Origin of the sequence: Haloarcula sp. NS06, assembly GCF_051122755.1 — an archaeon.
Taxonomy (GTDB): Archaea; Halobacteriota; Halobacteria; order Halobacteriales; family Haloarculaceae; genus Haloarcula.
The window spans coordinates 2,397,133-2,417,536 of record NZ_CP184844.1; the positions used below are offsets into that span (position 1 = coordinate 2,397,133).

At 61.2% G+C, this 20,404-nt stretch carries 22 protein-coding genes and 2 pseudogenes; 12 read left to right on the forward strand and 12 right to left on the reverse strand.

Annotated elements, in window-relative coordinates:
* Positions 1-234: 234 nt before the first annotated feature.
* Positions 235-372, forward strand: a pseudogene (locus tag ACODNH_RS16325) (FAD-binding oxidoreductase); the annotation flags it as partial.
* Between the two features lie 18 nt (positions 373-390).
* Entirely contained in the window at positions 391-948 is a 558-nt protein-coding gene (locus tag ACODNH_RS16330) for a hypothetical protein (protein WP_434530584.1), read from the forward strand.
* Here ACODNH_RS16330 and rocF read toward each other — a convergent pair whose 3' ends face one another.
* A complete protein-coding gene (rocF, locus tag ACODNH_RS16335; RefSeq protein WP_306706046.1) occupies positions 949-1,863 on the reverse strand; it encodes an arginase in 915 nt (304 codons plus the stop codon).
* 63 nt (positions 1,864-1,926) lie between these two features.
* Positions 1,927-2,844 carry an NAD-dependent epimerase/dehydratase family protein gene (locus ACODNH_RS16340; protein ID WP_306706048.1) on the reverse strand — a complete coding sequence of 306 codons (918 nt, stop codon included), beginning with the start codon at positions 2,842-2,844 and terminating at the stop codon, positions 1,927-1,929.
* A 110-nt stretch (positions 2,845-2,954) separates the two neighbouring features.
* Between ACODNH_RS16340 and ACODNH_RS16345 the strand changes: the two genes are divergently transcribed.
* Both ACODNH_RS16345 and ACODNH_RS16350 read left to right on the forward strand, forming a co-directional pair.
* Positions 2,955-3,488 carry an Rrf2 family transcriptional regulator gene (locus ACODNH_RS16345; RefSeq protein WP_004515710.1) on the forward strand — a complete coding sequence of 178 codons (534 nt, stop codon included), beginning with the start codon at positions 2,955-2,957 and terminating at the stop codon, positions 3,486-3,488.
* Between the two features lie 145 nt (positions 3,489-3,633).
* Positions 3,634-4,803 (forward strand): NAD(P)/FAD-dependent oxidoreductase, encoded by a 1,170-nt coding sequence (locus ACODNH_RS16350; protein WP_306706051.1) that lies wholly within the window; start codon positions 3,634-3,636, stop codon positions 4,801-4,803.
* 233 nt (positions 4,804-5,036) lie between these two features.
* On the opposite strand, the gene ACODNH_RS16355 is transcribed toward ACODNH_RS16350, so the two are convergent.
* The 6 genes from ACODNH_RS16355 to ACODNH_RS16380 all read right to left on the reverse strand — a co-directional run bounded on the left by ACODNH_RS16355 (position 5,037) and on the right by ACODNH_RS16380 (position 9,701).
* On the reverse strand, positions 5,037-5,861 hold the full coding sequence (locus ACODNH_RS16355) for a nucleoside phosphorylase (protein WP_434530585.1): 825 nt from the start codon (positions 5,859-5,861) through the stop codon (positions 5,037-5,039).
* Positions 5,858-6,244 carry a cytidine deaminase gene (gene cdd / locus ACODNH_RS16360; protein WP_004962275.1) on the reverse strand — a complete coding sequence of 129 codons (387 nt, stop codon included), beginning with the start codon at positions 6,242-6,244 and terminating at the stop codon, positions 5,858-5,860. The genes ACODNH_RS16355 and cdd overlap by 4 nt, the downstream gene beginning before the upstream one ends.
* 64 nt (positions 6,245-6,308) lie before the next feature.
* Entirely contained in the window at positions 6,309-7,676 is a 1,368-nt protein-coding gene (locus ACODNH_RS16365; RefSeq protein ID WP_306706058.1) for a phosphopentomutase/phosphoglucosamine mutase, read from the reverse strand.
* A 44-nt stretch (positions 7,677-7,720) separates the two neighbouring features.
* Positions 7,721-8,521 (reverse strand): FkbM family methyltransferase, encoded by an 801-nt coding sequence (locus ACODNH_RS16370; RefSeq protein ID WP_306706060.1) that lies wholly within the window; start codon positions 8,519-8,521, stop codon positions 7,721-7,723.
* Positions 8,522-8,712: 191 nt separating this feature from the next.
* Positions 8,713-9,435, reverse strand: coding sequence for an archaeal proteasome endopeptidase complex subunit beta (gene psmB / locus ACODNH_RS16375; protein WP_306706062.1), 723 nt, complete (start codon positions 9,433-9,435; stop codon positions 8,713-8,715).
* Positions 9,436-9,530: 95 nt separating this feature from the next.
* Positions 9,531-9,701 carry a hypothetical protein gene (locus ACODNH_RS16380; RefSeq protein ID WP_306706064.1) on the reverse strand — a complete coding sequence of 57 codons (171 nt, stop codon included), beginning with the start codon at positions 9,699-9,701 and terminating at the stop codon, positions 9,531-9,533.
* Between the two features lie 273 nt (positions 9,702-9,974).
* On the opposite strand from ACODNH_RS16380, the gene ACODNH_RS16385 reads away from it, so the two are divergent.
* The 3 genes from ACODNH_RS16385 to ACODNH_RS16395 all read left to right on the forward strand — a co-directional run bounded on the left by ACODNH_RS16385 (position 9,975) and on the right by ACODNH_RS16395 (position 11,225).
* Positions 9,975-10,346: a DUF555 domain-containing protein gene (locus ACODNH_RS16385; RefSeq protein WP_004515717.1), complete on the forward strand. Its 372-nt coding sequence runs from the start codon at positions 9,975-9,977 to the stop codon at positions 10,344-10,346.
* Positions 10,347-10,416: 70 nt separating this feature from the next.
* A complete protein-coding gene (locus ACODNH_RS16390) occupies positions 10,417-10,959 on the forward strand; it encodes a CBS domain-containing protein (protein ID WP_306706070.1) in 543 nt (180 codons plus the stop codon).
* 86 nt (positions 10,960-11,045) lie between these two features.
* Positions 11,046-11,225 (forward strand): hypothetical protein, encoded by a 180-nt coding sequence (locus ACODNH_RS16395; RefSeq protein WP_434530586.1) that lies wholly within the window; start codon positions 11,046-11,048, stop codon positions 11,223-11,225.
* Positions 11,226-11,252: 27 nt separating this feature from the next.
* On the opposite strand, the gene purM is transcribed toward ACODNH_RS16395, so the two are convergent.
* The 3 genes and pseudogenes from purM to ACODNH_RS16410 form a co-directional block, all read right to left on the reverse strand.
* Complete coding sequence (gene purM / locus ACODNH_RS16400) at positions 11,253-12,263, reverse strand: phosphoribosylformylglycinamidine cyclo-ligase (RefSeq protein WP_306706074.1); 1,011 nt, start codon at positions 12,261-12,263, stop codon at positions 11,253-11,255.
* A gap of 60 nt (positions 12,264-12,323) precedes the next feature.
* Positions 12,324-12,998 carry a metalloprotease gene (locus tag ACODNH_RS16405; protein WP_434531448.1) on the reverse strand — a complete coding sequence of 225 codons (675 nt, stop codon included), beginning with the start codon at positions 12,996-12,998 and terminating at the stop codon, positions 12,324-12,326.
* A pseudogene (locus ACODNH_RS16410) lies at positions 12,998-14,528 on the reverse strand (TraB/GumN family protein). Before ACODNH_RS16410 ends, ACODNH_RS16405 begins: the two are co-directional and overlap by 1 nt.
* 247 nt (positions 14,529-14,775) lie before the next feature.
* Here ACODNH_RS16410 and ACODNH_RS16415 point away from each other — a divergent pair.
* The 4 genes from ACODNH_RS16415 (at position 14,776) to ACODNH_RS16430 (ending at position 16,421) form a co-directional block, all read left to right on the forward strand.
* Entirely contained in the window at positions 14,776-15,051 is a 276-nt protein-coding gene (locus tag ACODNH_RS16415) for a PadR family transcriptional regulator (RefSeq protein ID WP_004515723.1), read from the forward strand.
* Between the two features lie 57 nt (positions 15,052-15,108).
* Positions 15,109-15,552, forward strand: coding sequence for an acyl-CoA thioesterase (locus ACODNH_RS16420; RefSeq protein ID WP_306706079.1), 444 nt, complete (start codon positions 15,109-15,111; stop codon positions 15,550-15,552).
* A gap of 105 nt (positions 15,553-15,657) precedes the next feature.
* Positions 15,658-16,113 (forward strand): hypothetical protein, encoded by a 456-nt coding sequence (locus ACODNH_RS16425; RefSeq protein ID WP_306706081.1) that lies wholly within the window; start codon positions 15,658-15,660, stop codon positions 16,111-16,113.
* 128 nt (positions 16,114-16,241) lie between these two features.
* On the forward strand, positions 16,242-16,421 hold the full coding sequence (locus ACODNH_RS16430) for an HEWD family protein (RefSeq protein ID WP_004593110.1): 180 nt from the start codon (positions 16,242-16,244) through the stop codon (positions 16,419-16,421).
* Between the two features lie 133 nt (positions 16,422-16,554).
* On the opposite strand, the gene ACODNH_RS16435 is transcribed toward ACODNH_RS16430, so the two are convergent.
* Positions 16,555-19,371, reverse strand: a complete 2,817-nt coding sequence (locus tag ACODNH_RS16435; RefSeq protein ID WP_434530587.1) for an oligosaccharyl transferase, archaeosortase A system-associated — start codon at positions 19,369-19,371, stop codon at positions 16,555-16,557.
* A gap of 96 nt (positions 19,372-19,467) precedes the next feature.
* Between ACODNH_RS16435 and aglG the strand changes: the two genes are divergently transcribed.
* Positions 19,468-20,403, forward strand: a complete 936-nt coding sequence (aglG, locus tag ACODNH_RS16440) for a glucosyl-dolichyl phosphate glucuronosyltransferase (RefSeq protein WP_306706084.1) — start codon at positions 19,468-19,470, stop codon at positions 20,401-20,403.
* Position 20,404 lies beyond the last annotated feature (1 nt).

Below are 20,404 nucleotides of genomic sequence, written 5' to 3' on the forward strand. Positions count from 1 at the left end.
CAACCGTAACAACGAGGTGCTAGCGGCGGTCCGCGACCAGATCGCACCCGTCGGGGACCGGTCGTGGGTGGCGGCCGCCCGGAACGGGTCGACGATCCGGTGGTCGGCATTGCTGGACCGCGTTCGTGACGCAGGGGCATCGGAACGGCGACTCGCGCGGATCGAAACACTGGCCGAGCGCTTCGACCGTCCCTATCCATCGCTGTTGCGACTGCGTGTCAAACCCGACGTGGACTGGATTTTGCACCTGGCCAGTATGTCACGCTCAGGCTCCGGAACACGCCACGAGCGTACTCGCTGGCTAATTCCCCCAGTGAGGACGAACTGGAGTTCTGTATCCGACTGGTCCCCGGCGGAAAACTGACCAGCAGGCTGTTTGAACGCGTGGACGTGGGTGAGCCAGTCGTCGTTCGCGGGCCGAACGGCGACATGGTACTGGACCCGCCGTCGAGCCGTGACATGGTCTTCCTGGCGACGGGGACCGGCGTCGCACCGTTCAAGAGCATGATCGATTACACGCTCGAACAGGGGCGGGACGTGGTCGACGGCGAGCCCCGCGACATCTGGCTGTTCCTCGGCTGTGGTTGGGCGGACGACCTGCCTCACCGGGTCCACTTCCGGCGACTCGACGCCAAGTACGACCATTTCCACTTCGTCCCCACGCTTACGCGCGAACCGCTGCTAACCGACTGGGACGGCGCGACCGACTACGTCCAGTCGGTGTTCGTCAGACACGTGGCACGGAACGCGCTGGCCGGCGCGGACCTGCCGGCACGGTTCGACGCCGTCCAGGAACAGCCACCCCAGTCGGGCGTCGACGCCCGCATCGACCCGACGAACGTCGAACTGTACGCGTGCGGCATCAGCGCGATGGTGTCGACGCTGGTCCGGGCCGCCCGGAGCGTCGGGGTCCCCGACTCCGAGATGCAGTACGAAGGGTTCGGATAGCTACAGCACGCGCTTGCCGAAGGCACTGGCGACGAGTTCACAGGCCAGTTCGGCAGTGCGGTTGTGCTCGTCGAGAATCGGGTTCACCTCGACCAGTTCCATCGAGCGCAGTTGGTCGTGATGTTCGGCGACGTACTCCATCGCAATGTGGGCTTCGCGGTAGGAGACGCCGCCCCGGACCGGCGTCCCGACGCCGGGGGCCTCCGTCGGGTCGAGCCAGTCGAGGTCGAGCGAGACGTGTATTCCGTCCGTCCCGTCAGTCGCGATATCAAGCGCCTCGTCGACAACCTCTGGCGCGCTCCGGGCGTCGATATCCGACATCGTGTATGCCGTGATATCGCTGTTTTCGATCAGCCGGCGTTCGCCATCGTCCACGTCTCGAAGACCAACGATGACGACGTTTTCCTCACTCACCGCTGGCGTGTGCGCCCATTCGTGATCCGAGAACACTCCGAGACCGAGGACAGCCGCCAGCGACATCCCGTGGATGTTCCCGCTGGGTGTCGTCTCGGGTGTGTTGAAATCGCCGTGGGCGTCGAACCAGATAACGCCCAGCTCTTCGTCCTCGCGGGCCGCGCCGGCGATGGTCCCGACGCCGATAGAGTGATCGCCGCCCAGAACGAGCGGGAATCGTCCCTCTCGGAGGGTCGCATCGACCGCCGTCGTCACGTCCTCGCAGACTTCTTTCGTCTCCCTGAAGAACTTCGCGCGCCCACTGTCCAGCCCGCCAGCATCGGGGTCGCGCTCCTCCGGTCGTGGCACAGCGATGTCGCCGCCGTCGATGCAGTCGATACCGATATCCGACAACTGGTCGGCGAGGCCGCCGTACCGTATCGCTGATGGTCCCATGTCGACACCGCGCCGGTCGGCACCGAGGTCCATCGGCACGCCGAGCACGCGAACCTGTTGTTCCATACTATCGCCTCCACGGGCGGCGAATAAAGACCCAGCGTTGGGACGACGACCGTCACCGGTTCCCTACGTATACGGCGCACAGACCAGCTCGATGCCTTCTTCGAAGCTGGTCTCCGGTTCCCAGCCCGTCGCCTCGTGCATCTTCGAGAAATCGGCACAGGTGTCGTGGACGTACACGTCCTCGGGAATCGGATTCTCCACGTACTCCGGCTCGATGTCCGTTTCAAGTTCGTCGTTCAGCATCTCGACGACGGTGTTGAAGTCGTAGGCCTCGCCGGTACCGAGGTTGTACACGTCGTTCAGTTCGTGTTCGGCGGCCAGGACAAGTCCGCGGACGATGTCGTCGACGTGGGTGAAATCGCGAGTCTGTTCGCCGTCACCGTACAGTTTCGGTGCGTTGCCGCTGGCCAAGTCGTCGGCGAACTGTGCGATAACGTTCGCGTACTCGCCCTTGTGTTCCTCCGCGCCACCGTAGCCCTGATACACCGAGAAGAAGCGCATCCCGGCCAGCGTGAGGTCGTAGTGGTTCTGGAAGTACTCGGCGTACGTCTCCCGGGCCATCTTCGAGGCCTCGTAGCCGGTGTTGACCGTCACGTCCATGTCTTCTGGCGAGGGCTCGGTCCGACTGCCGTAGATGGAGGACGTCGAGGCGTAGACGATGGTATCACAGCCGTCGTCCCGGGCCTGCTCGACGGTGTTGACGAACCCCTCGACGTTCACGCGAGCGCCGTGGGTCGGGTTGTCCTCGTGCATCGCATAGGAGGAGAGCGCTGCGAGGTGGAACACGACGTCTACGTCGGTCGGCAGGTCGTCGTCGAGGACGCTCTGTTCGACATACTCTACGTCTTCTGATACGTTTTCCGGCGTGCCGAGGTAGCCGTCATCTAGGGCGACGACATCGTTGTTCTCGGCCAGTTTGTTCGCGAGGTTTGCCCCGATGAACCCCCCACCGCCAGTTACCAGAACGCGCTGATTTTCCATATCTGTGTCAGGTCAGCGCCGGAATAAAGTACTAACGTTTTCCGCGATTCTAAGACGGTTCCAGAGGGTTTACCGTCGCATTTAAGGACGGCTGTACCGAACAGGGCATTATGTCATCTATCGAACTGACACCCAGTCAAAAGAACATTCTGCAGGAACTGGTAAATCTCTATCGGGAAAGTGAAAGCGCTGTGAAAGGCGAGGACATTGCCGAGAAAGTCGACCGGAACCCCGGCACGATTCGAAACCAGATGCAGAGCCTCAAAGCCCTGCAGCTCGTCGAGGGCGTCCCCGGGCCCAAAGGTGGGTACAAGCCCACCGCCAACGCCTACGATGCGCTCCAGATTCAGGACATGGACCAAGCCGCGGAGGTCCCGCTACGCCACAACGGCGAACTTGTCGAACACTCGAACGTCGAGGAGATCGACCTGACCAGCGTCCACCACCCCGAGGAGTGCCGCGCAGAGATTCAGCTCCAGGGCACGATGTCCGAATTCCACGAAGGTGACTCGGTGACAGTTGGGCCGACACCGCTGTCGAAGCTCCAGATTATCGGGACTCTTGAGGGCAAGGACGACACCAACAACAAACTCATCCTCGCTATCGACGATATGCGGGCACCGGCGGGCGAGCCGGAGCACTAATACGCCTCACTGGTCTTTTGAATTGTTTTTCTGCGGTCATCGGGGCCGCATCGTACCGCCCTGACGATGAGTATTGCTTAGGAATTGTTCCCCCGCTGAGAGGGATTTCAAAGGGTTTGTATCAGTCGGTTGCGGAGTCTCCGATATGACGGAGAACGTGGTCGTGCTCGGTTCGGGGTATGCCGGCGCAGGGGCAATAAAGAGTTTCGAGGACGAGCTAGACGGTCAGACGGACGTTGATGTCACCTGGATTTCTGAGACAGACTATCATCTGGTCCTACACGAGTCCCATCGTTGCATCCGGGACCCGAGCGTGCAGGAGAATATCGCCATCCCCGTCCACGAAATCAAACAGCCCTCGACCGCATTCATTCAGGACGAGGTCGTTGGTATCGACACCGACGCCCAGGAAGTAGACCTCGCCGATTCCGACACCGTCGAGTACGACTACCTCCTCGTGGGGCTGGGTTCCCAGACGGCCTTCTTCGGTATCGAAGGGCTCGAAGAGTATGCCCTGACGCTCAAGAGTCTCGACGACGCCCTCGACATCCACGACAAGATCCAACAAGCCGCCCGCGAAGCGTCCACGAACGACCCAGCGCAGGTCGTCATCGGCGGTGCTGGCCTCTCCGGCATCCAGACCGCCGGCGAGGTTGCCGAATTCCGTGACGAACACAACGCGCCCATCGACATCCACCTTGTCGAAGGTCTCGACCAAGTCTTGCCAAACAGCGACCCTGAACTCCAGGGTGCCCTGCGCAAGCGTCTGGAAGCCGCTGACGTGAACATCAAGTGCGGGGAGTTCATCGGCGAAGTCGACGAGGAGACGGTCTATATCGGCGACGAGGACGAACTGGACTACGACGTGCTGGTCTGGACGGGCGGCATCACCGGGCGCGATTGCATGCAAGAGGTCGATCTAGACAAGGACGAGCGCAACCACCGCGTCCACGCGGAAGGGAACTTCCAGACCGAGGACGAACACGTCTTCGCGATCGGCGACTCGGCACTGATCGACCAGCCGGGCGACCAGCCCGCTCCGCCGACCGCCCAGGCCGCTTGGCAAGCCGCGGAAGTCGCGGGCGAGAACCTTGCACGCGCCGTGCGAGAGCAGCCACTGAAGACCTGGACCCACAAGGACAAGGGTACGGTCGTTTCGGTCGGCGAGAAGGCTGTCGCCCACGACGTGGTGAATGTGCCTATCGAAACCTTCGGCGGGATGCCCGCGAAACTGCTGAAGAAAGCTATTGCCGCCCGCTGGATCAACGACATGACCGGTGTCGGCCGGGCCGCCAAGGCCTGGCCCGATATGTAGTACCTTTTTACTTCATCCCCTCTCCTCGCGCCTCCGGCGCTGCGGGGAGCGGGTTCGCAAAAATCTACGCTAAAAACGACCTTCTCGCTCCCGCTGGTCGCGAGAAGTGAAACCGCTCGCCAACGGCGCGCGGTATGCTGTCTCCTACTGCGCCGCGACTGCACAGCATCCGCTGCCGCACTACTTCTACTACTGCAGCAGCGGCCGCTCGCGGCTATCGGGTGTCGAGAAGCCTAGCGGTCGACAGACAGACCGGCGTGCCAGCCGTCGGCATCGGCTTCCTCGACAGCGGTGTCCATCTCCGCCAGATACGACACAGCAAGGCTGGCACACTTGGCTGCTTTGCGCTCTCCTTCGGTGCGGAACTCGCCGGTAACGCGGTTAGCGTACACCGTGCAGACAGCACCAGCCCGCAGGCCGTACAGGTTCGCGAGCGTGAGAATCGTTGCCGCCTCCATCTCGAAGTTGAGGACGCCGGCTTCCTGGAGCGCCGCGATGCGTTCGTCGCTGCCGCTGGCTTCGAAGTCCTTGAACCCGGGGCGTGACTGCCCGGCGTAGAAACTGTCCGTCGAGCAGGTGACGCCGAGGTGGTAGTCGTAGCCGAGTTCCTCGGCGGCGGCGACGAGCGCCGAAACAATCCGGTGGTCGGCGCTGGCGGGGTAATCCTCGCGGACGTACTCCTTGCTGGTCCCTTCCTGTCGCACCGCGCCAGTCGTGATGACGAGGTCGCCGATGCTGGCTTCCTTCTGGATAGCCCCACAGGAGCCGACCCGGATAAAGGAGTCAGCGCCGACGCGGGCCAGTTCTTCAAGCGCGATAGCGGCTGATGGGCCACCAATACCCGTCGAGGTCACGGAGATGGGTGTCCCGTCGTGGGTGCCCGTCGCCGTGCGGTACTCACGGTGTTCGGCGACGATGTCGTGGTCGTCCCAGTAGTCGACGACCTTTTCGACCCGCTCGGGGTTCCCCGGCAGCAGGACGCTGTCGGCCACGTCGTCATCGCTTACTTCCAGATGGTACTGTACGTCATCGTTCGGGTCTTCACTGTCGCTTGTCATTTGTCGAGGTGGTCGCTGGTGATTGTCGTCGGCAGGAGCTCCCCGAGTTCGTACACCGTCGGCTCGTCGCCGTCGGTGATGATCTCGAACGACTCGTCACAGAACTCGCTGAACGTCTGGCGGCACATCCCACAGGGGGTGACGCCGTCACGCTTGCCAGAGGTGACAGCGACGCGCTCGAACGACCGGTGCCCGTCGCTAACAGCCGCACCGATGGCCACTTCCTCGGCGTGCAAGCTGTTGCTGTAGTTGGCGTTTTCGATGTTACAACCGGTGTAGACGCTGCCATCACTCGTTTCGAGCGCCGCGCCGACCGTGTACTCCGAGTACGGCGCGTACGCCTCGTCAATGGCGTCTCTCGCTGCGTCGAGGAGGTCCTCCATGCACTGGGCGTCGAAGGGCCGTGTAGAAATTCTATCGGTCTCGGTAGCAGTCGGTGCTCAGGCGTCAGGCGTCGGCGGCACTGACAGCCGTGACGGCGTCACGGACTGCCTGTGTGGTGTCCGCAACCAGCGCGTCGATATCGTCACTCTCTGCGTAAACCCGGACGTACGGCTCGGTGCCGCTCGGCCGGACGAGCGTCCACGACCCGTCATCGAAAGAGAGCCGGACGCCGTACTCGGTCGAGACATCGGCTTCGGGGAACGCATCCGGCAGGTCGGATTCCAGTCGCTCCATCGTCTCGGCTTTGGCGTCGTCGGGGCACTCCACACTTACCTTCTCATAGGGCCGCTCGGAGATGACGGCCCGCCTGTCACCCACACTCTCCTTGGCGAACAGGCGCGTCAGCACGGCCGCACTGGCAACGCCGTCGATCCAGCCACCGAAGGCGGTGTGGATGTGTTTCCATGGTTCTGCGGCGAAGACGACCTCGGTTTCGTCGGTCGCGTCCGCGCGAACGTCGGCGATACCGACGTGGAGCGAGCCGAGGTGGATGCGTTCGACGCGGCCGCCAGCGGCTTCGACCCGTTCGTCGATGCGGCCGGAGGCGTTGGGCGTCGTCACGACGACGGGGTCCGAAACGTCCGTGGCACGCGTGTAGTGTTCGGCCAGCATCGCGAGTATCGTGTCCTCGTGGATGACATCACCGTCGGCGTCGACGACGACGATACGGTCGGCGTCGCCGTCGTGGCCGAACCCGAAGTCGGCGTCGGACTCGGCGACGAACTCGCGGAAATCGGCCAGTGTCTCCGGCGTCGGCTTGCTCTCGCGGCCGGGGAAGGTCCCGTCGACGTTCGCCTCCGTCGCGAGTACGTCGGCACCCAGTTCCCGGAGGACCTGTGGCGTCGCCACGCTGGCCATCCCGTTCCCGCAGTCGACTGCCACCGTGAGCCCTGCTGGGTCGCCACCAAGCGACTCGGCGTAGTCGGCGACAGCGCCTCGATACTCGTCGAGGTAATCGACCGATTCTGTGTCGCCCCAGTCGCGCCAGGCCGTCGGTGTCGAGCCGTCCTCAATTCGCCCTTCGATGCGCGTCTCGTCGTCGTCGCCGTACTCGGTGCCATCGGCGAATACCTTGATGCCATTGTCCGTCGGCGGGTTGTGGCTCGCGGTAATCATCACACCGCGTCGACCTTGCGAAGCGTACGCCAGCGTCGGCGTCGGCACGCGGCCGATTCTGACGACTCGCGCGCCGGCGCTTTGCAGTCCCGCGGCCATCGCGTCAGCGAGGGCTGGCGAGGTCACGCGACCGTCGTACCCTAGCACGAACGTCTCGCCGTCTCGGCCAGTCGCCTGTCCAACGCGCAGCGCGAGGTCCGGCGTCACCTTCGATACGACATCACCGCGGATCCCCGCGGTCCCGAACAGTTCCATACCGGCGATGCGGAAGCCGACCGTATAATTCTCTCGTTCGGCCCTCACTTCTTCCCGATAAGGAATGTGTCGCCCTTGCCGTCACGGATGACCCGTTCGGTCACAGCAAAGCCATGTCCCTCCAGTTGACTCCGGATGCCAGCAACGGAGTGGCCGTTGGTCTCGAGTCGGTTTCCGTGGACTTCACAGTACACGAGCCGACATGAGGGCTGGTCGAGCGTCGACGACAGACCATTGAGAACAGCGCCCTCCGTCCCTTCGACATCGATTTTGATCGCAGTCGGTGTCGGGAGGTGGTTGTCAGCGATGAACTCGTCGCCGTGTCGCTTGCTAATTGTGATTGTCTCGTGCTCTGTCGCTGTCGTCACCAGCGAATGCCCGGCTGAACCAATCTTTTCGAGCGTAATCGAGAGTTCGGCTTCACCGTCCTCATCGACCATCGCGTGTTCGAATAGCGAAATATCGGCGCGGTTGTGTTGCATATTCTGTCGCAACCGCTCGGCGTTGTCGGGGTGTGGTTCGAATGCGATGACCGGATTGTCGGTCACCTCCGATGCCAGACAGGCATACAGACCGATATTAGCCCCGATATCGTAGAACACGTCGTCGGGCCGGAGTTCCCCCAGCAGATCAGCGAGTACCGGCCGTTCGTCTATCTTCCAGAGGTCAGTAAACTCATTGTAGGTTGGTATCAGGAACTCTGTGCTGACATCACCGACTGTGACCGCGTATGTATCGCCAGCAAGGCGGTACGAGACTTCACGATACTGATTGTAACACCGGTTGAGTAGCGGTTTGAAGCCGGTCTGGGATGCAAGCTGAACGACGACGTCTGAAGATATCATTTAGAAAAGTTATTCAGACCAACTATCTATACTTGTCGTTTCATGGTCACATTACACCGTTGCGTATATCTACAGCTTAGACAGAGTGCCCCAGTCGTCGTCTCGTAGTCTCTCACTGCGGTAAAACAAAGCCGACCTCAGCACGAAAAACGTCTGGGCCGAGACCCGACCGTAACGATTGTTTCGTGTGGCTACAGCAGTTCGTCGAAGTCGTAGCCGTTGATGTCGACGCCGTCAGCGGTGACATCAGCGAGGTAGATGCCGTTGCCGGAGCCGGTGTCACGCTCGGCAGCAGCCTTGATGGAGGCAGCAGCGACTTCTTTGGCCTCGTCGTTGGTCATGTCTTCCTCGTAGCGGTCTTCGAGGGTCCCGTATGCGACGGTGAGCCCGGAACCGGTGACAGTGTAGTCGTCTTTCATGACGCCGCCAGCCGGGTCGATGGAGTAGACGTGGTGGCCATCGTCGTCAACGCCGCCGAGGATGGGGTTGATCGCGAAGAATGGACCACCGCGGGCGAAGTTGCCAGCCAGCGTCGAGAGGGCCTTCATGCTGATATCTCCACCGCGCCGTGCTTCATAGAGGTTGACCTCCGCACGAAGCGTCCGGATGAAGGACTGTGCGCCGCCGACGCTCCCGACCAGAGTGAGCGCCGCCGTGGGGTGAATCTGCTCGACCTTCTGGACATTCTTGTTCGAAACGAAGCGACCGCCAAGTGAGGCGCGCATATCCGTCGCGATGACGACGCCATCAGACGTACTAATGCCGATGGTGGTCGTCCCGGTCTTGTTCACCTTCTCCGAATCCTGTGCGGACTGTTCGAGGAGCTCGCCGACTTCGGGCGCGTACGGGTCACTCTGGAACTCGTCGGTAGCCTGGGGTCCAGAAAGATCCGGCCCCGGAGTCATATCTCGCATTACTGTGAGGTACTAGTCGGGTGCTGATAAAACCTCTTTTCCTGATGGACTTGGCCGCAACCACTGCGGGCAGGTCTTCAGTCAGCTGCTTCGTCTTACGCGCTCGCCTGGTCGTATGCCTCATTGAGTCCCGACACGGCCCGGTCCATCGGCAGTCGGAGTCCGAACTGCTCCGTGAACATCGCCACCGGCAGCAGCATGATGCCCAGCAGCAGGGTGAGTTGGTACAGTGCGAACAGCGTTGCGGTGTACAGTCGAGCTACCATCTTCCTCGGTCCATCCAGAGTGGGTCTGGTATATAAGTCTTGTCGCCACATTTCAGTTCCAGATCATTGATCGTGATTGGCTAATCGGCCGCTGTCTTGCGGTTTATCGAGATGCCTGAAAGACAGGACTGGTGCCCGACCGATCTCCTGATCAGATATAATTGGGGTATGGGTCAGATGGCTGGTTTGCATAAGTTATAGAGATAGTAATGATGACGTGCGCAACAGCGGCGAATCAAAACTATCGAATAGTCGGACCACGAGAGCTAGTGTATGAACTACCTCGTGGCGATGGAAGCAGCCTGGCTGGTTCGTGACGTAGACGACATTGACGACGCTATCGGTGTAGCAGTGAGTGAAGCGGGGAAGCGGCTCAACGAGGCCGAGATGGACTACGTTGAGGTCGAAGTCGGCGCGACCGGCTGCCCGGCCTGTGGCGAACCGTTCGACTCGGCGTTCATTGCGGCCGACACGGCACTCGTCGGACTGGTACTCGAGATGGATGTTTTCAACGCCGAATCCCCCGAACACGCTCAGCGGATTGCCAAGAGCGAAATCGGCGGCGCACTCCGGGATGTCCCGCTGAAAGTCGTTGAGGTGTTCGAGACCGAAGCCGACGAGGACGAAGCCGAAGCCGAAGCATAATACCGTTCCACGTGAGTCGCCCGCCGCAGTAGCCGTGGGCTTTTTATATTACCTCTGGTAATTAGCGGATATGGACTTACCGACGCCACAGGATCTGCGGGAGCGCCGCAACGAACTTGGGCTAACTCAGAGCGAACTGGCGGAACGGGCTGACGTCTCTCAACCCCTTATCGCTCGTATCGAAGGTGGCGATGTGGACCCGCGGCTGTCGACGCTTCGGCGGATCGTGACCGCCCTCGAAGAGGCCGAAGGCGGCATCATCAAGGCCCGCGATCTGATGAACTCTCCCGTTGTTGGCGTCGCACCCGACGACTCCGTCCACCAGACCAAAGACCTGATGGACGAGAGAGGGTACTCGCAGGTTCCCGTCATTCGGGATGGGGCACCGCAGGGACTCATCGGTAACTCCGACATCCGCCAGCGACCCGAAGAGAACGTCGGCGACCTCCCAGTGGCTGAAGTGATGAACGAATCTATCGCAACAGTTGAGCCCGACGCACCCATTGACGAAGTCGACGCTTACCTGAACCACAATGCCGCTGTGATGGTCGTTGAAGATGGGGAAACTATCGGTGTCATAACCGAAGCGGATATCGCGCGTACGGTCAGCTAACTCCAATTCTCACAAACGCAAATCAGGATAGTTGCCCCGTACTCCCCGTAGGAGGGACTTAATACCGAAAACAGTGTCAGGGCTATATGTCTATTCTCACCAATGAGAGATATACACACATGGCCAATCCCAGCGACCCGCTGTATGCCGAACTCGAAAAGGCCCTCGAGAACGCCGAAAGCGAGGCTGCCAGATACCACATCCGACAGGCGCTCCAGATTCGGATTGCGGAGGAGACTGCCGGCAAAGACATCTTGTCCGCCTGATCGGCTTCTGTCAGCGCCACGGATCGCTTACTCGGTGAGTTCGAGGTCGCGAATCGCAACCGTCTCATCCCCGTCAGCCACTTCGCCGATCACGCGAGCGTCCTCGCTGTCGGCGACAATCTCCGCAGCATCGGCCTTGGGGACCGCAGCGACGAACCCAGTCCCCATGTTGAACGTCCGGTGCATCTCCTCGTCAGAGACTTCACCTTCCGCCTGGACGAACTCGAAGACGGGCTGGGCCTCGAAGGGGTCGGTAATCTCGTACCGGTAGCTCCCCATCCGGGTGAGGTTTGTCCAGCCGCCGCCGGTGACGTGTGCGGCCGCGTGGGTCTCGCTGGCTCGAAGGGGCGCAAGCACCTCGCTGTAGATCCGCGTCGGCGTCAACAGTGCCTCGGCGATGGTCTTGTCAGGGTTCGGCGGGAACGAGTCGGTGTAGTTGTGGTCCTGCGTGACTGCCTCGCGAGCGAGCGTGAGGCCGTTGGAGTGAATCCCGGAGGACGGCCAGCCGACGATAGCGTCACCGGGCTCGGCCTCGCCGGGGAAAACATCGTCTTTCGGTGCCAGTCCGGCACAGGTCCCGGCGATGTCCAGTCCCTTGATCACGTCAGGCATCACAGCGGTTTCGCCACCCACAAGCGCCACGTCGGCCCGCTTGGCTCCTGTCCGGAGCCCCGTGCCGATATCCTCGCTCGTCTCCTCGTCGGGCGTTTCGACCGCGAGGTAATCGACAAAAGCGACCGGCTTGACACCGGTCGCGATGAGATCGTTGGCGTTCATCGCAATGCAATCGATGCCGATTGTCGAGTAGTCGTTGACGGCCTCGGCGACAAGGAGCTTTGTGCCGACGCCATCCGTTGCGAGTGCGAGGTACTGGTCGCCGATGTCTACCAGTCCCGCGTAGTCGCCCTCGAACTCGCCGGCTGCACCGATGAGCGCCTTCGTGGCCGCCTCGCTGGCGTCGATGTCCACACCAGTTTCCGCGTAGGTCAGTCCCTCCTCGCTGTCGGCGTCGTCAGCCTCGGACTCACTGTCGGTCATACCCGAGAGCGTGCGTGGCGCAGGCAAAAGAGCGTCGTTCCGGCGGAGCGCTCCGGCCGCTCAGAGGACGAACAGCGCGCCGACCCCGAGCAGAATCGACGGCACTGCGACGGCGAGAAACACCGGCGTGCTCCATTCCCGAACCGTTCGACCGTCGAGCGGGCCGAAAGGAAGCATGTTGAAGCCAGCGAGCAGGAGATTGATCTGCAGCCCCATCCGGGCGACTTCCCAGAGGAAGCCACCCGTGCTCAACAGTAGTGCCGCGACGAACGGAACGAGGAACACGACAGCGAGCGCGAGGTTCGTCACCGGTCCGGCGACGGCGATGAGGCCATGTTGCTTCGCTGTGAGTCGACCACGGTGGACGACCGCCCCCGGCGCGGCGAACAGGAAGCCAGCGAGGCCGCCCAGAACTGCAAACCCGAGCATCCGGTAATCGGCCTTGAACGCAGCGATCTGTCCGAAGCGGACGGCGACAACCTTGTGAGCCAGTTCGTGTAACAGGAAGCCGACGCCGACGGTCAGCAGACTGATTGCGAATGTGCTGGCGATTTCGGCACCCGAGAGGCCGCCGAACTGGCCGAAGACGATGCGGCGGAACTGTCGTTCAAGGAAGAATGTAAACGCCAGTCCGAGTGCAAGCCAGGCGACGAGGAGGTCCCGGAGTTCGCGCTGGCTGAAGCTGAGGCCACCGATAGTTCGCTCCGTGGTGGGTCGCCGTCGTCGACCCACGATTAGAGCACCCCCACGAGTATCTGGGTTCCTTCGCGGACACCCTGCCAGAGCAGGTTCGAGACACCCTGCATCCCGCCGATGTCCGAGGAGATGTACGGGATCAGCACCGGGAAGACGACGTAAGAAGCGATTGCGCTACCGACGTTCGTCAGCGCGACGACGAGAATCAGGCGGAACAGCGGTACTGCACGCATCCGGCTGACGAGGTCCATAACCGGTGATTCCTGGTCATTGAGTATCTCATTGAGCGTCGCAATGTCGCTGATATTGACGGAGATGTACCGCAGTTCGACGTAGCCCGCGAACCAGCCGGCGGCTAGGCAGCGGAAACAGGCTCGTCAGCCAGCCGAACGCGCCGGCAGCAGCCGCGCTCGACCAGTGTGCGCCGGCCACCTTCGCCAGCCCGCCGGCCAGTACCGCGTTAACGGCGACTAGCGCGACGAACAGCTGCAGTAGGACAGCCTGACTTGCCCCGCCGAGGATGAGCAGACCGAAGAAGACGAGAAAGACGACGCCGAAGCCGTAGCCGACGAGTTTGTACAGCGAAACGCGACGCCCGCCCTCGGTTCCGGTGAGCGACTCCATCGGCGGGAGTGTCTCCGGATTGTCGAGATAGTTCTGGATGCCCTCGCGGTGGCCGGCCCCCACAACGGCGAGGACGTGATAGCCGGCCTCGCGAAGAGCAATGAGTCGGTGGGCGATGAACGCGTCGCGTTCGTCGATGAGCGCCTCCGCGCCGCCGGGAGAGAATTGACGGAATTCCTCCATCATCGCACTGACCACGTCGGTGTCGGTAAGCTTCTCCATGTCGAACTCCTCGACATCGGCCTCGCCGCGGAACCGGACCAGCAGTGCGGCGATGGGCACCCCGATACCGGCCGCGACAGTACAGATGAGCAACAGCGTATCAAGCAGGCCCTCGACGGTCCCACCGAGACCCCCTGGCAAAACTGAAAGACCCCCACTCGGGACAATAAACGGGCCGCCGAAGGCCCCGGCGACGACCGCAAACAGCCCGCCGAAGACAGCGCCGATGGTCAGCCCGACGGTCAACGGCGGCCCCATCTCGGCTGCGAGACTGCCGACGAGCTTGAGTTTCTCGACGGCCGTCAGCCGCGCCCAGAACCGCTGGACAGTCGTCTGGATATCTCGGTCGACGAGTGCGACGCCGAGGCCGAGCCGTTCGGCGGTGTCGATTCCCGCTTTCATGTCCGCACCCGGCTCGATATCGAACCGATCGCCAAGCCGGGTCTGAATGTACGACAGCATCCAGTACGCGAGGAACTGAAAGACGGTGTTCCCGCGCAGGAGGTCGCTCGCATCGAGATCATCAGGAGTTTCCCCCTTGATCTGGCGATACCGGCCCTCGTCGAGTTCGACAGCGACGATATCGGGTTCGGACTCCTCAATCGCTGATTCCACTTCTTTGACGCTGTGCTCGGAAACGTGAGCGGTTCCGACGACATCGACGCGTCCCGCCCCTGACGGTTCCGGGAACTCGTCTGCCGCCGACTCCGCGTGTTCGGTCATCACCCGCGTTACACATTCGTTTCCTTTACCCTTGTCGGGTCCGGATGACCGCCGAGAAACGGCGACCAAAATCATGTCCGTGACGTTGTATGTTCTCTGTACGTGCCGAAGCTATTACCAACTCTTGTATTAATACAGCCACAGACATCGTGGTAACTACTGGACGGAGGCGGTATTTGTAAATACGTAATAGATTTGCTGATTCAAAAGACTGATATGTACGGGGTCGAACTGTATCCGATATACGATGTATGACCTGACTGGATTTCAGCGGGACCTGCTGTACGTCATCGCAGGCCTTGATGAGCCCCACGGGTTAGCGATCAAGGAAGAGCTCGAAAACTACTACGAGAGCGAGGTCAACCACGGCCGCCTGTATCCGAACCTCGACACGCTCGTTGAGAAGGCACTCATCGAGAAGGGCGAACGCGATCGCCGAACGAACTTTTACACGCTGACCAAGCGTGGCCAGCGCGAACTTGACGCCCGGAAGGAGTGGGAAGCACAATACGTTTCGGCATAGTCACGTTTTTCAACTCCGTTCGACAGACTCAACCCCGGTGCTGGCCAACCTCGCGCCATGCCAACGGTACTAGAAACCTATATCGAGAACCGCTGGATGGTCCAGCCCAACCATTCGAACCACCTCGGTTCGACCCACGGAGGGAACGTACTGAAGTGGATGGACGAACTCGGGGCGATGTCGGCGATGCGTTTTGCCGGCGAAACCTGCGTTACCGCACGGATGGACCAAGTAAACTTCAAACGGCCCATCCCTGTCGGAGATACGGCCCTCATTGAGGCGTTCGTCTACGACACTGGCGAAACGAGTGTCAAAGTTCGACTCCAGGTTGCCCGAGAGAACCTCAGAACCGGCGAGACAGAGTCGACAGCGGAGTCGTACTCGGTGTACGTCGCAGTCGACGAGGACAGGAACCCGGTTCCTGTCCCCGACGTGATGACCGAGACTGACCGCGGTGAACAACTGCGACAGCGCGCCCTCGACGGGGAAGCGAACCGCTGATCTGCTGTAGTCACGTGAAAGGTATTGCACCATGGAGTGGGAATACCGTCGGGAAGGAGCAGCCAACAGTATGAGCTTTATTCGGCTCCGCCGCATACCACGATTATGACACTCGATGTCGAGACGCCGGAGCGCCCGGAGCTGTCCACCGGCGTCGCTGCCGACGAGTACGATGACGCGGAGGTACAGGGCGACGAATACCGACGTGAGGAGCTTGCCGAAGCCCTCGATGACGGCGCGTGGGCGGACGCTTTCGAGGAGTGGACCGCTGACGCGTCGCTTGATACCGACCAGTGGGCAATCGTCACGGATCTGGGACTCATCGACGAGTTCGATTTCTTCTGGGACTCCTTTGCGGGCCGCGTCGGCTACCACGCCCCGGGCTTGCCCGAGGACTGGCGCGAGCGGGAAATTCATCCGGACATCGACTCCTGGGGCACTGTTTCAGGTATCAACGCCGGACTGACCGAATTCGGCCAAGTCGTCTGCGAGGTACTGGCCGACGAGTACCTCGATTGGGAAGCGGAGGAGGTCGACGCGGACGACCTCCCGGACTTTTAAGCACTGCAGCGGTTGCACTACCTGGCGTCAGCGTCGGTGCAGCACTCTCACATCGTCGGCTGTGAATCGTTCCGATGGACCAGTCAGGGACCGGCAGCCTGATAATCACCCACGCGCTTGCACCAGATATGGCTGAAATCGTCACCCCACGCAAACGCGAGTGTGAGCGGTGTGGGCGGGTCGACGAGTGGGACCCGGACCAACACAGTTGGCGTATCGTCACCGACGACGGGACCAAACAATCCGGCGACCCACACTGTCTCCACGAGTGGGACATCAACGGCACGTTCAATCCGCTGGCCGAGTGAGTTCGCCGCTCCGCTGCTATCGACCTTTTGACTGGTAGGTGTCGCCGCTAGAACGTACTCCGCTGATGGAATCTACAAAGAGTCTCGGGCAGATCAAACATCGGTCAGCCAGCGAACGACCGCTGGGACTCCGCTACGCTCCTGCTTCAGCTGCGTCTTCGGTCATCGGTGCGCGCGATTCACCGCTGGTCTCATTGCCCTGCTGAATCGTTACCGGTTCCAGTTCGACGGTTGCGGCGGCGGCGTCCTGGCCGATGACCTGCCCTTCAGTGACCTCGGTCGCGCCGGTAAAGCCGGTCCGGGTGCCGTTGTTAGCCCCGACTGCGCTGAACTGATACTGGGTCTCGGCACGGACGCTCACGTTCGTGTAGCCCTCGTCAGTCCCCCAGTCGTCGTACCCAGTGGTCGAGTAGGGAACAGTCATCTCGAAGTTCCCGTTCTGATCTGTCTGGGTCCGCTGGCGGTAGACGAACGTCTTGTTCGTGGCCGGGTTGCGCATCTGGACGGCGGTCCGGACTGTCGCGTTCGCCGGTCCGGTCCCTTCAATCGTTGCGCCGGGGACTCGCTCGAATATCTTTGCCCAAGCGGAGGACTGATACCGCGGGTTGTTCGGGAACGCCTCAGTCTCACTTGAACCGACCAGCCGATAGTGCTCCATTGCTGAAACCCGTTCAGATGGGTTGTCGCCGAACCCACCGACCTGTGAGGTCGCGTCTTCTTCGACGTACTGACGGGCCTGCTCCATGCTCTCGAACTGTCGGATGACCCGTCCCTGTTGCTGGCCTTCTGGTTCCTGTTCGTTGGTCGGCGCACCGCGGTACTGACCTCCCTGGCGTGTCTGCTTGTTCTCCCAGTCGACGACAACCGGCTGCGGGTTTTTAGCGCTGCCGTGGAACCGGTACAGCCGAGCGGTCATCGTCTCGTAGTAGGCCTGCTGCTGGAACGTTATCTGTCTGGCACCGCCGTCCTGGGACTGGATGTACATTCGGCTGTAGTAGTCTCCTGGCCCCACGCCGTCAGCGTACGTCGCTGGCGCGAAGAATTTGCCATTGAGGTTGCCGTTGGTTTCAGCCATCTTCCAGTCGACAGCGACGTATCTGGTCTTCGCGTCGTCCTCGTCTGCGCTGTCGAGGATGCTGTTCGCCTGTGTTTCATTCTGTGCGACTAGGAACGGGGCCACAGTCTCAGTTCCCTGCTGGAACGGGTTCGCGTTCGGCACGCGCTCTGCTCTGGTGGTAATCCAGTGCCCGTAGTCCCACCACGACAGAACACCGTACTGCCCTTCCTGATAGTCGAAGTCCTCTTGTCGATCATAGGTGCCATAGTACTCGAGTGTCGCGTCACCGCCGGAGCCGTACGCTCCCTCCGCAGGCGTGTTCCCTTCCATCCACTGCAGGCTCTCGTCCCAGCCCTGAATACTCGGCCCGGGACCGGTCGAACCCGCTTCGACCGGCGTCGTACCGAACGCGAACAGCGGGACGACGATGACGAGAAGTACCGTGAGAATTGTCATGACCTGATAATACTCGATGCCATCGTCGGCACTGAAATCGAACCAGCGAATAAACCGGCCGACGAACATCCCCGACAGCACTGCAATCGGCGCGACGAGATAGTAGGCGAACCGTCGCTGGGTAAACGTAGCTAGCAGAATGAATAGTGCCCAGACGACGACGAGTAGCTCTTCTGCGGGCGCATCGTTAGAGAGGAACTGCTTTCCGAGCAAAAACAGACCACCGATCGCCGCAACGATGACAGCGAATCCGTGCGCCTCGAATAGGACACCAGCGCCCGGCAGTGGGCTGGCTTCCCCAACAGTGTTGGCCGTTTCACTGGTTGTAAGCCCAATAACCCGCATGACGTTGTTTGTGAAGAAGCTCCACAGATCGGGGGTCAATACTGCCATCAAAACGGCCCCAAACGCGAGGACTCCGAACACAGTCGCCGGATACACGTACTGGCCGTACTCTCGCTGCTCCATGAATCGGGCCAGCCATGCCATGAACACACAACCGAAGCCAACAGCCAACGCCAGCCCCGGCTGTAGCAGCGACTGAGAGGTTGCTGTGATCTCCAGAACGTTGATTCTCGACACACTCACCACGGCGGCAGTCGCCATCGTGATTGCACCAGCGATGGCTGTGTGTTCTGGGCTGCTGTCGTGAACGTACTCCAAACATAGCCGGAGCAGGAAGAAGACACCGAGGATCCCGAGAAGGAGCACACCGGGCGGCCAGACCCAGAGGTACATCGCGATTGCCACACCGGCCAACATGGACCAGCTGATGGTATCTCGGAGTGCATCTATATCTCGCTCGAGGAACTGCTCATAGATCGGCTTGTCCCGCGCGGCGACGCTAACTGCCACCATGACGCCGAGGACTCCGAGTACTTGGAAGAGCGCTTCAGCGACTTGGTGGTCAGAGAAGCCGACGATGCTCCGTCGGAGGAGCGTACCAGTCGAGAATGCGAGTACGGTGACTGCGGTCACCCCGCCGATGCGGTCGCCAAGTCGCCGTCCGATGAGGTACGTCGGAATCGCAACGAGCGTTCCGAATACGGGAGGTGCAAACAGAAGCGTCATTGCAACGGTCTGGTCGCTAGGGGACCCCAGACCGACAATCAGGGCGACCGTTGCGACGATCTGATCGAACAGCGTCCCGAACTGCCCGGTGCTGGTCCCGTACGGGAAATATGTCCAGGGGTCGAACGGCATCGTCGCGGGCCAGTGATCAACGACGTACTGGGTCGAACGGTAGTGATACCAAGCGTCGTTCCCGCTGAAGAGCACTTCGCCGTCAACGATAAAGTTCTGCCAACTCCGGACACGATTCCACAGCATGAACCCGAGCAGTACCAGGAGGACCGGAACGTGGTACCAGCGCTCGGCCCACTCCAGGGCGGACTCGAGTTCGGGGTTGTCGTCAAGATAGCCCCGTGATTGACTCATTGCACGGAAAAACTGCCAAGGCGCGCATAAGCCTTTTGACCTCTATTCGAGCGCAGGATGGAAACGCCTAACAGCACCGGTGGCACACCACCGACCATGCGAGTCTCGGTCGTGCTCTGTACGCACACGATGGAGCGATATGACGACTGTCAAGCGGCGGCCGAGAGCATCTTAGCCCAGACCTACGGCGACGTAGAACTCGTACTGGTCTCGGATGGGAACCGAGAAGTGTACGAACAGTACGAATCCGACTTCGGTGACCGAGACGATGTCCTGACTCACTGTAATGATGCAAACGTCGGGCTGTTAGAGAGCCGGAACAACGGGGCCGAAGTCGCTACCGGAGACGTCGTCGCGTTCATTGATGACGACGCAATCGCTGACGAGGAGTGGGTCGCGGTGCTAGTCGATGCCTACGAACAGCATGACGCGCTCGCGGTCGGCGGCCGGATGACGCCAGCGTGGGTCGCCGGCAAACCCAGTTTCTTGCCGGCGGAGTTCTACTGGCTCATCGGCGTGACCCACCGAGGATTCGGACCGAACGGCGACCCCGACGAACCCGGCGTCGTTCGCAACACCTTCGGCTCGAACATCTCCTTCAACCGGGACGTGTTTCTCGAACTGGGCGGCTTCGACGACGACATCGGCGGTCGGCAGGGCGAAAAGAACCTGCAGGGCGGCGAGACGGAACTCTGTGCGCGCCTGCGAACTGAATACGACAAAGGTGTGTACTACACCCCGGACGCGCTCGTCGCCCACAAGATATTCGACTACCGAACTGACCCTGGGTGGCTGTTAGACCGCGCGTTCTGGCAAGGCTACTCAAAACGCGGCATGGAGGTGTTCGTACCGGAATCGACCGGTGAAGAGTCCGATTTTCTCGGCGACCTCCTGCTCCGGTTTGCCCCCGAAAGGATCGGGGGCCTCATCCGCGCTCCCTCTGTAGCCGGCGTGTTACAGTTCGTGTTCCTGTTCGCCCTCACGGCATTCGTTGGCTTTGGCTACCTGTACGGGATGACTGTCTGGAGGTAAC

What these genes read in the sequence shown, in the direction of transcription:
- ACODNH_RS16370 (WP_306706060.1), bottom strand. Translation starts at nt 8,521, where the DNA reads ATGATATCTTCAGACGTCGTCGTTCAGCTTGCATCCCAGACCGGCTTC.
- ACODNH_RS16380 (WP_306706064.1), bottom strand. Translation starts at nt 9,701, where the DNA reads ATGGTAGCTCGACTGTACACCGCAACGCTGTTCGCACTGTACCAACTC.
- ACODNH_RS16340 (WP_306706048.1), bottom strand. Translation starts at nt 2,844, where the DNA reads ATGGAAAATCAGCGCGTTCTGGTAACTGGCGGTGGGGGGTTCATCGGG.
- ACODNH_RS16415 (WP_004515723.1), top strand. Translation starts at nt 14,776, where the DNA reads ATGTATGACCTGACTGGATTTCAGCGGGACCTGCTGTACGTCATCGCA.
- ACODNH_RS16345 (WP_004515710.1), top strand. Translation starts at nt 2,955, where the DNA reads ATGTCATCTATCGAACTGACACCCAGTCAAAAGAACATTCTGCAGGAA.
- ACODNH_RS16390 (WP_306706070.1), top strand. Translation starts at nt 10,417, where the DNA reads ATGGACTTACCGACGCCACAGGATCTGCGGGAGCGCCGCAACGAACTT.
- psmB (WP_306706062.1), bottom strand. Translation starts at nt 9,435, where the DNA reads ATGCGAGATATGACTCCGGGGCCGGATCTTTCTGGACCCCAGGCTACC.
- cdd (WP_004962275.1), bottom strand. Translation starts at nt 6,244, where the DNA reads ATGGAGGACCTCCTCGACGCAGCGAGAGACGCCATTGACGAGGCGTAC.
- ACODNH_RS16430 (WP_004593110.1), top strand. Translation starts at nt 16,242, where the DNA reads ATGGCTGAAATCGTCACCCCACGCAAACGCGAGTGTGAGCGGTGTGGG.
- ACODNH_RS16420 (WP_306706079.1), top strand. Translation starts at nt 15,109, where the DNA reads ATGCCAACGGTACTAGAAACCTATATCGAGAACCGCTGGATGGTCCAG.
- ACODNH_RS16425 (WP_306706081.1), top strand. Translation starts at nt 15,658, where the DNA reads ATGACACTCGATGTCGAGACGCCGGAGCGCCCGGAGCTGTCCACCGGC.
- ACODNH_RS16350 (WP_306706051.1), top strand. Translation starts at nt 3,634, where the DNA reads ATGACGGAGAACGTGGTCGTGCTCGGTTCGGGGTATGCCGGCGCAGGG.
- purM (WP_306706074.1), bottom strand. Translation starts at nt 12,263, where the DNA reads ATGACCGACAGTGAGTCCGAGGCTGACGACGCCGACAGCGAGGAGGGA.
- ACODNH_RS16395 (WP_434530586.1), top strand. Translation starts at nt 11,046, where the DNA reads ATGTCTATTCTCACCAATGAGAGATATACACACATGGCCAATCCCAGC.
- rocF (WP_306706046.1), bottom strand. Translation starts at nt 1,863, where the DNA reads ATGGAACAACAGGTTCGCGTGCTCGGCGTGCCGATGGACCTCGGTGCC.
- aglG (WP_306706084.1), top strand. Translation starts at nt 19,468, where the DNA reads ATGCGAGTCTCGGTCGTGCTCTGTACGCACACGATGGAGCGATATGAC.
- ACODNH_RS16435 (WP_434530587.1), bottom strand. Translation starts at nt 19,371, where the DNA reads ATGAGTCAATCACGGGGCTATCTTGACGACAACCCCGAACTCGAGTCC.
- ACODNH_RS16365 (WP_306706058.1), bottom strand. Translation starts at nt 7,676, where the DNA reads ATGGAACTGTTCGGGACCGCGGGGATCCGCGGTGATGTCGTATCGAAG.
- ACODNH_RS16355 (WP_434530585.1), bottom strand. Translation starts at nt 5,861, where the DNA reads ATGACAAGCGACAGTGAAGACCCGAACGATGACGTACAGTACCATCTG.
- ACODNH_RS16385 (WP_004515717.1), top strand. Translation starts at nt 9,975, where the DNA reads ATGAACTACCTCGTGGCGATGGAAGCAGCCTGGCTGGTTCGTGACGTA.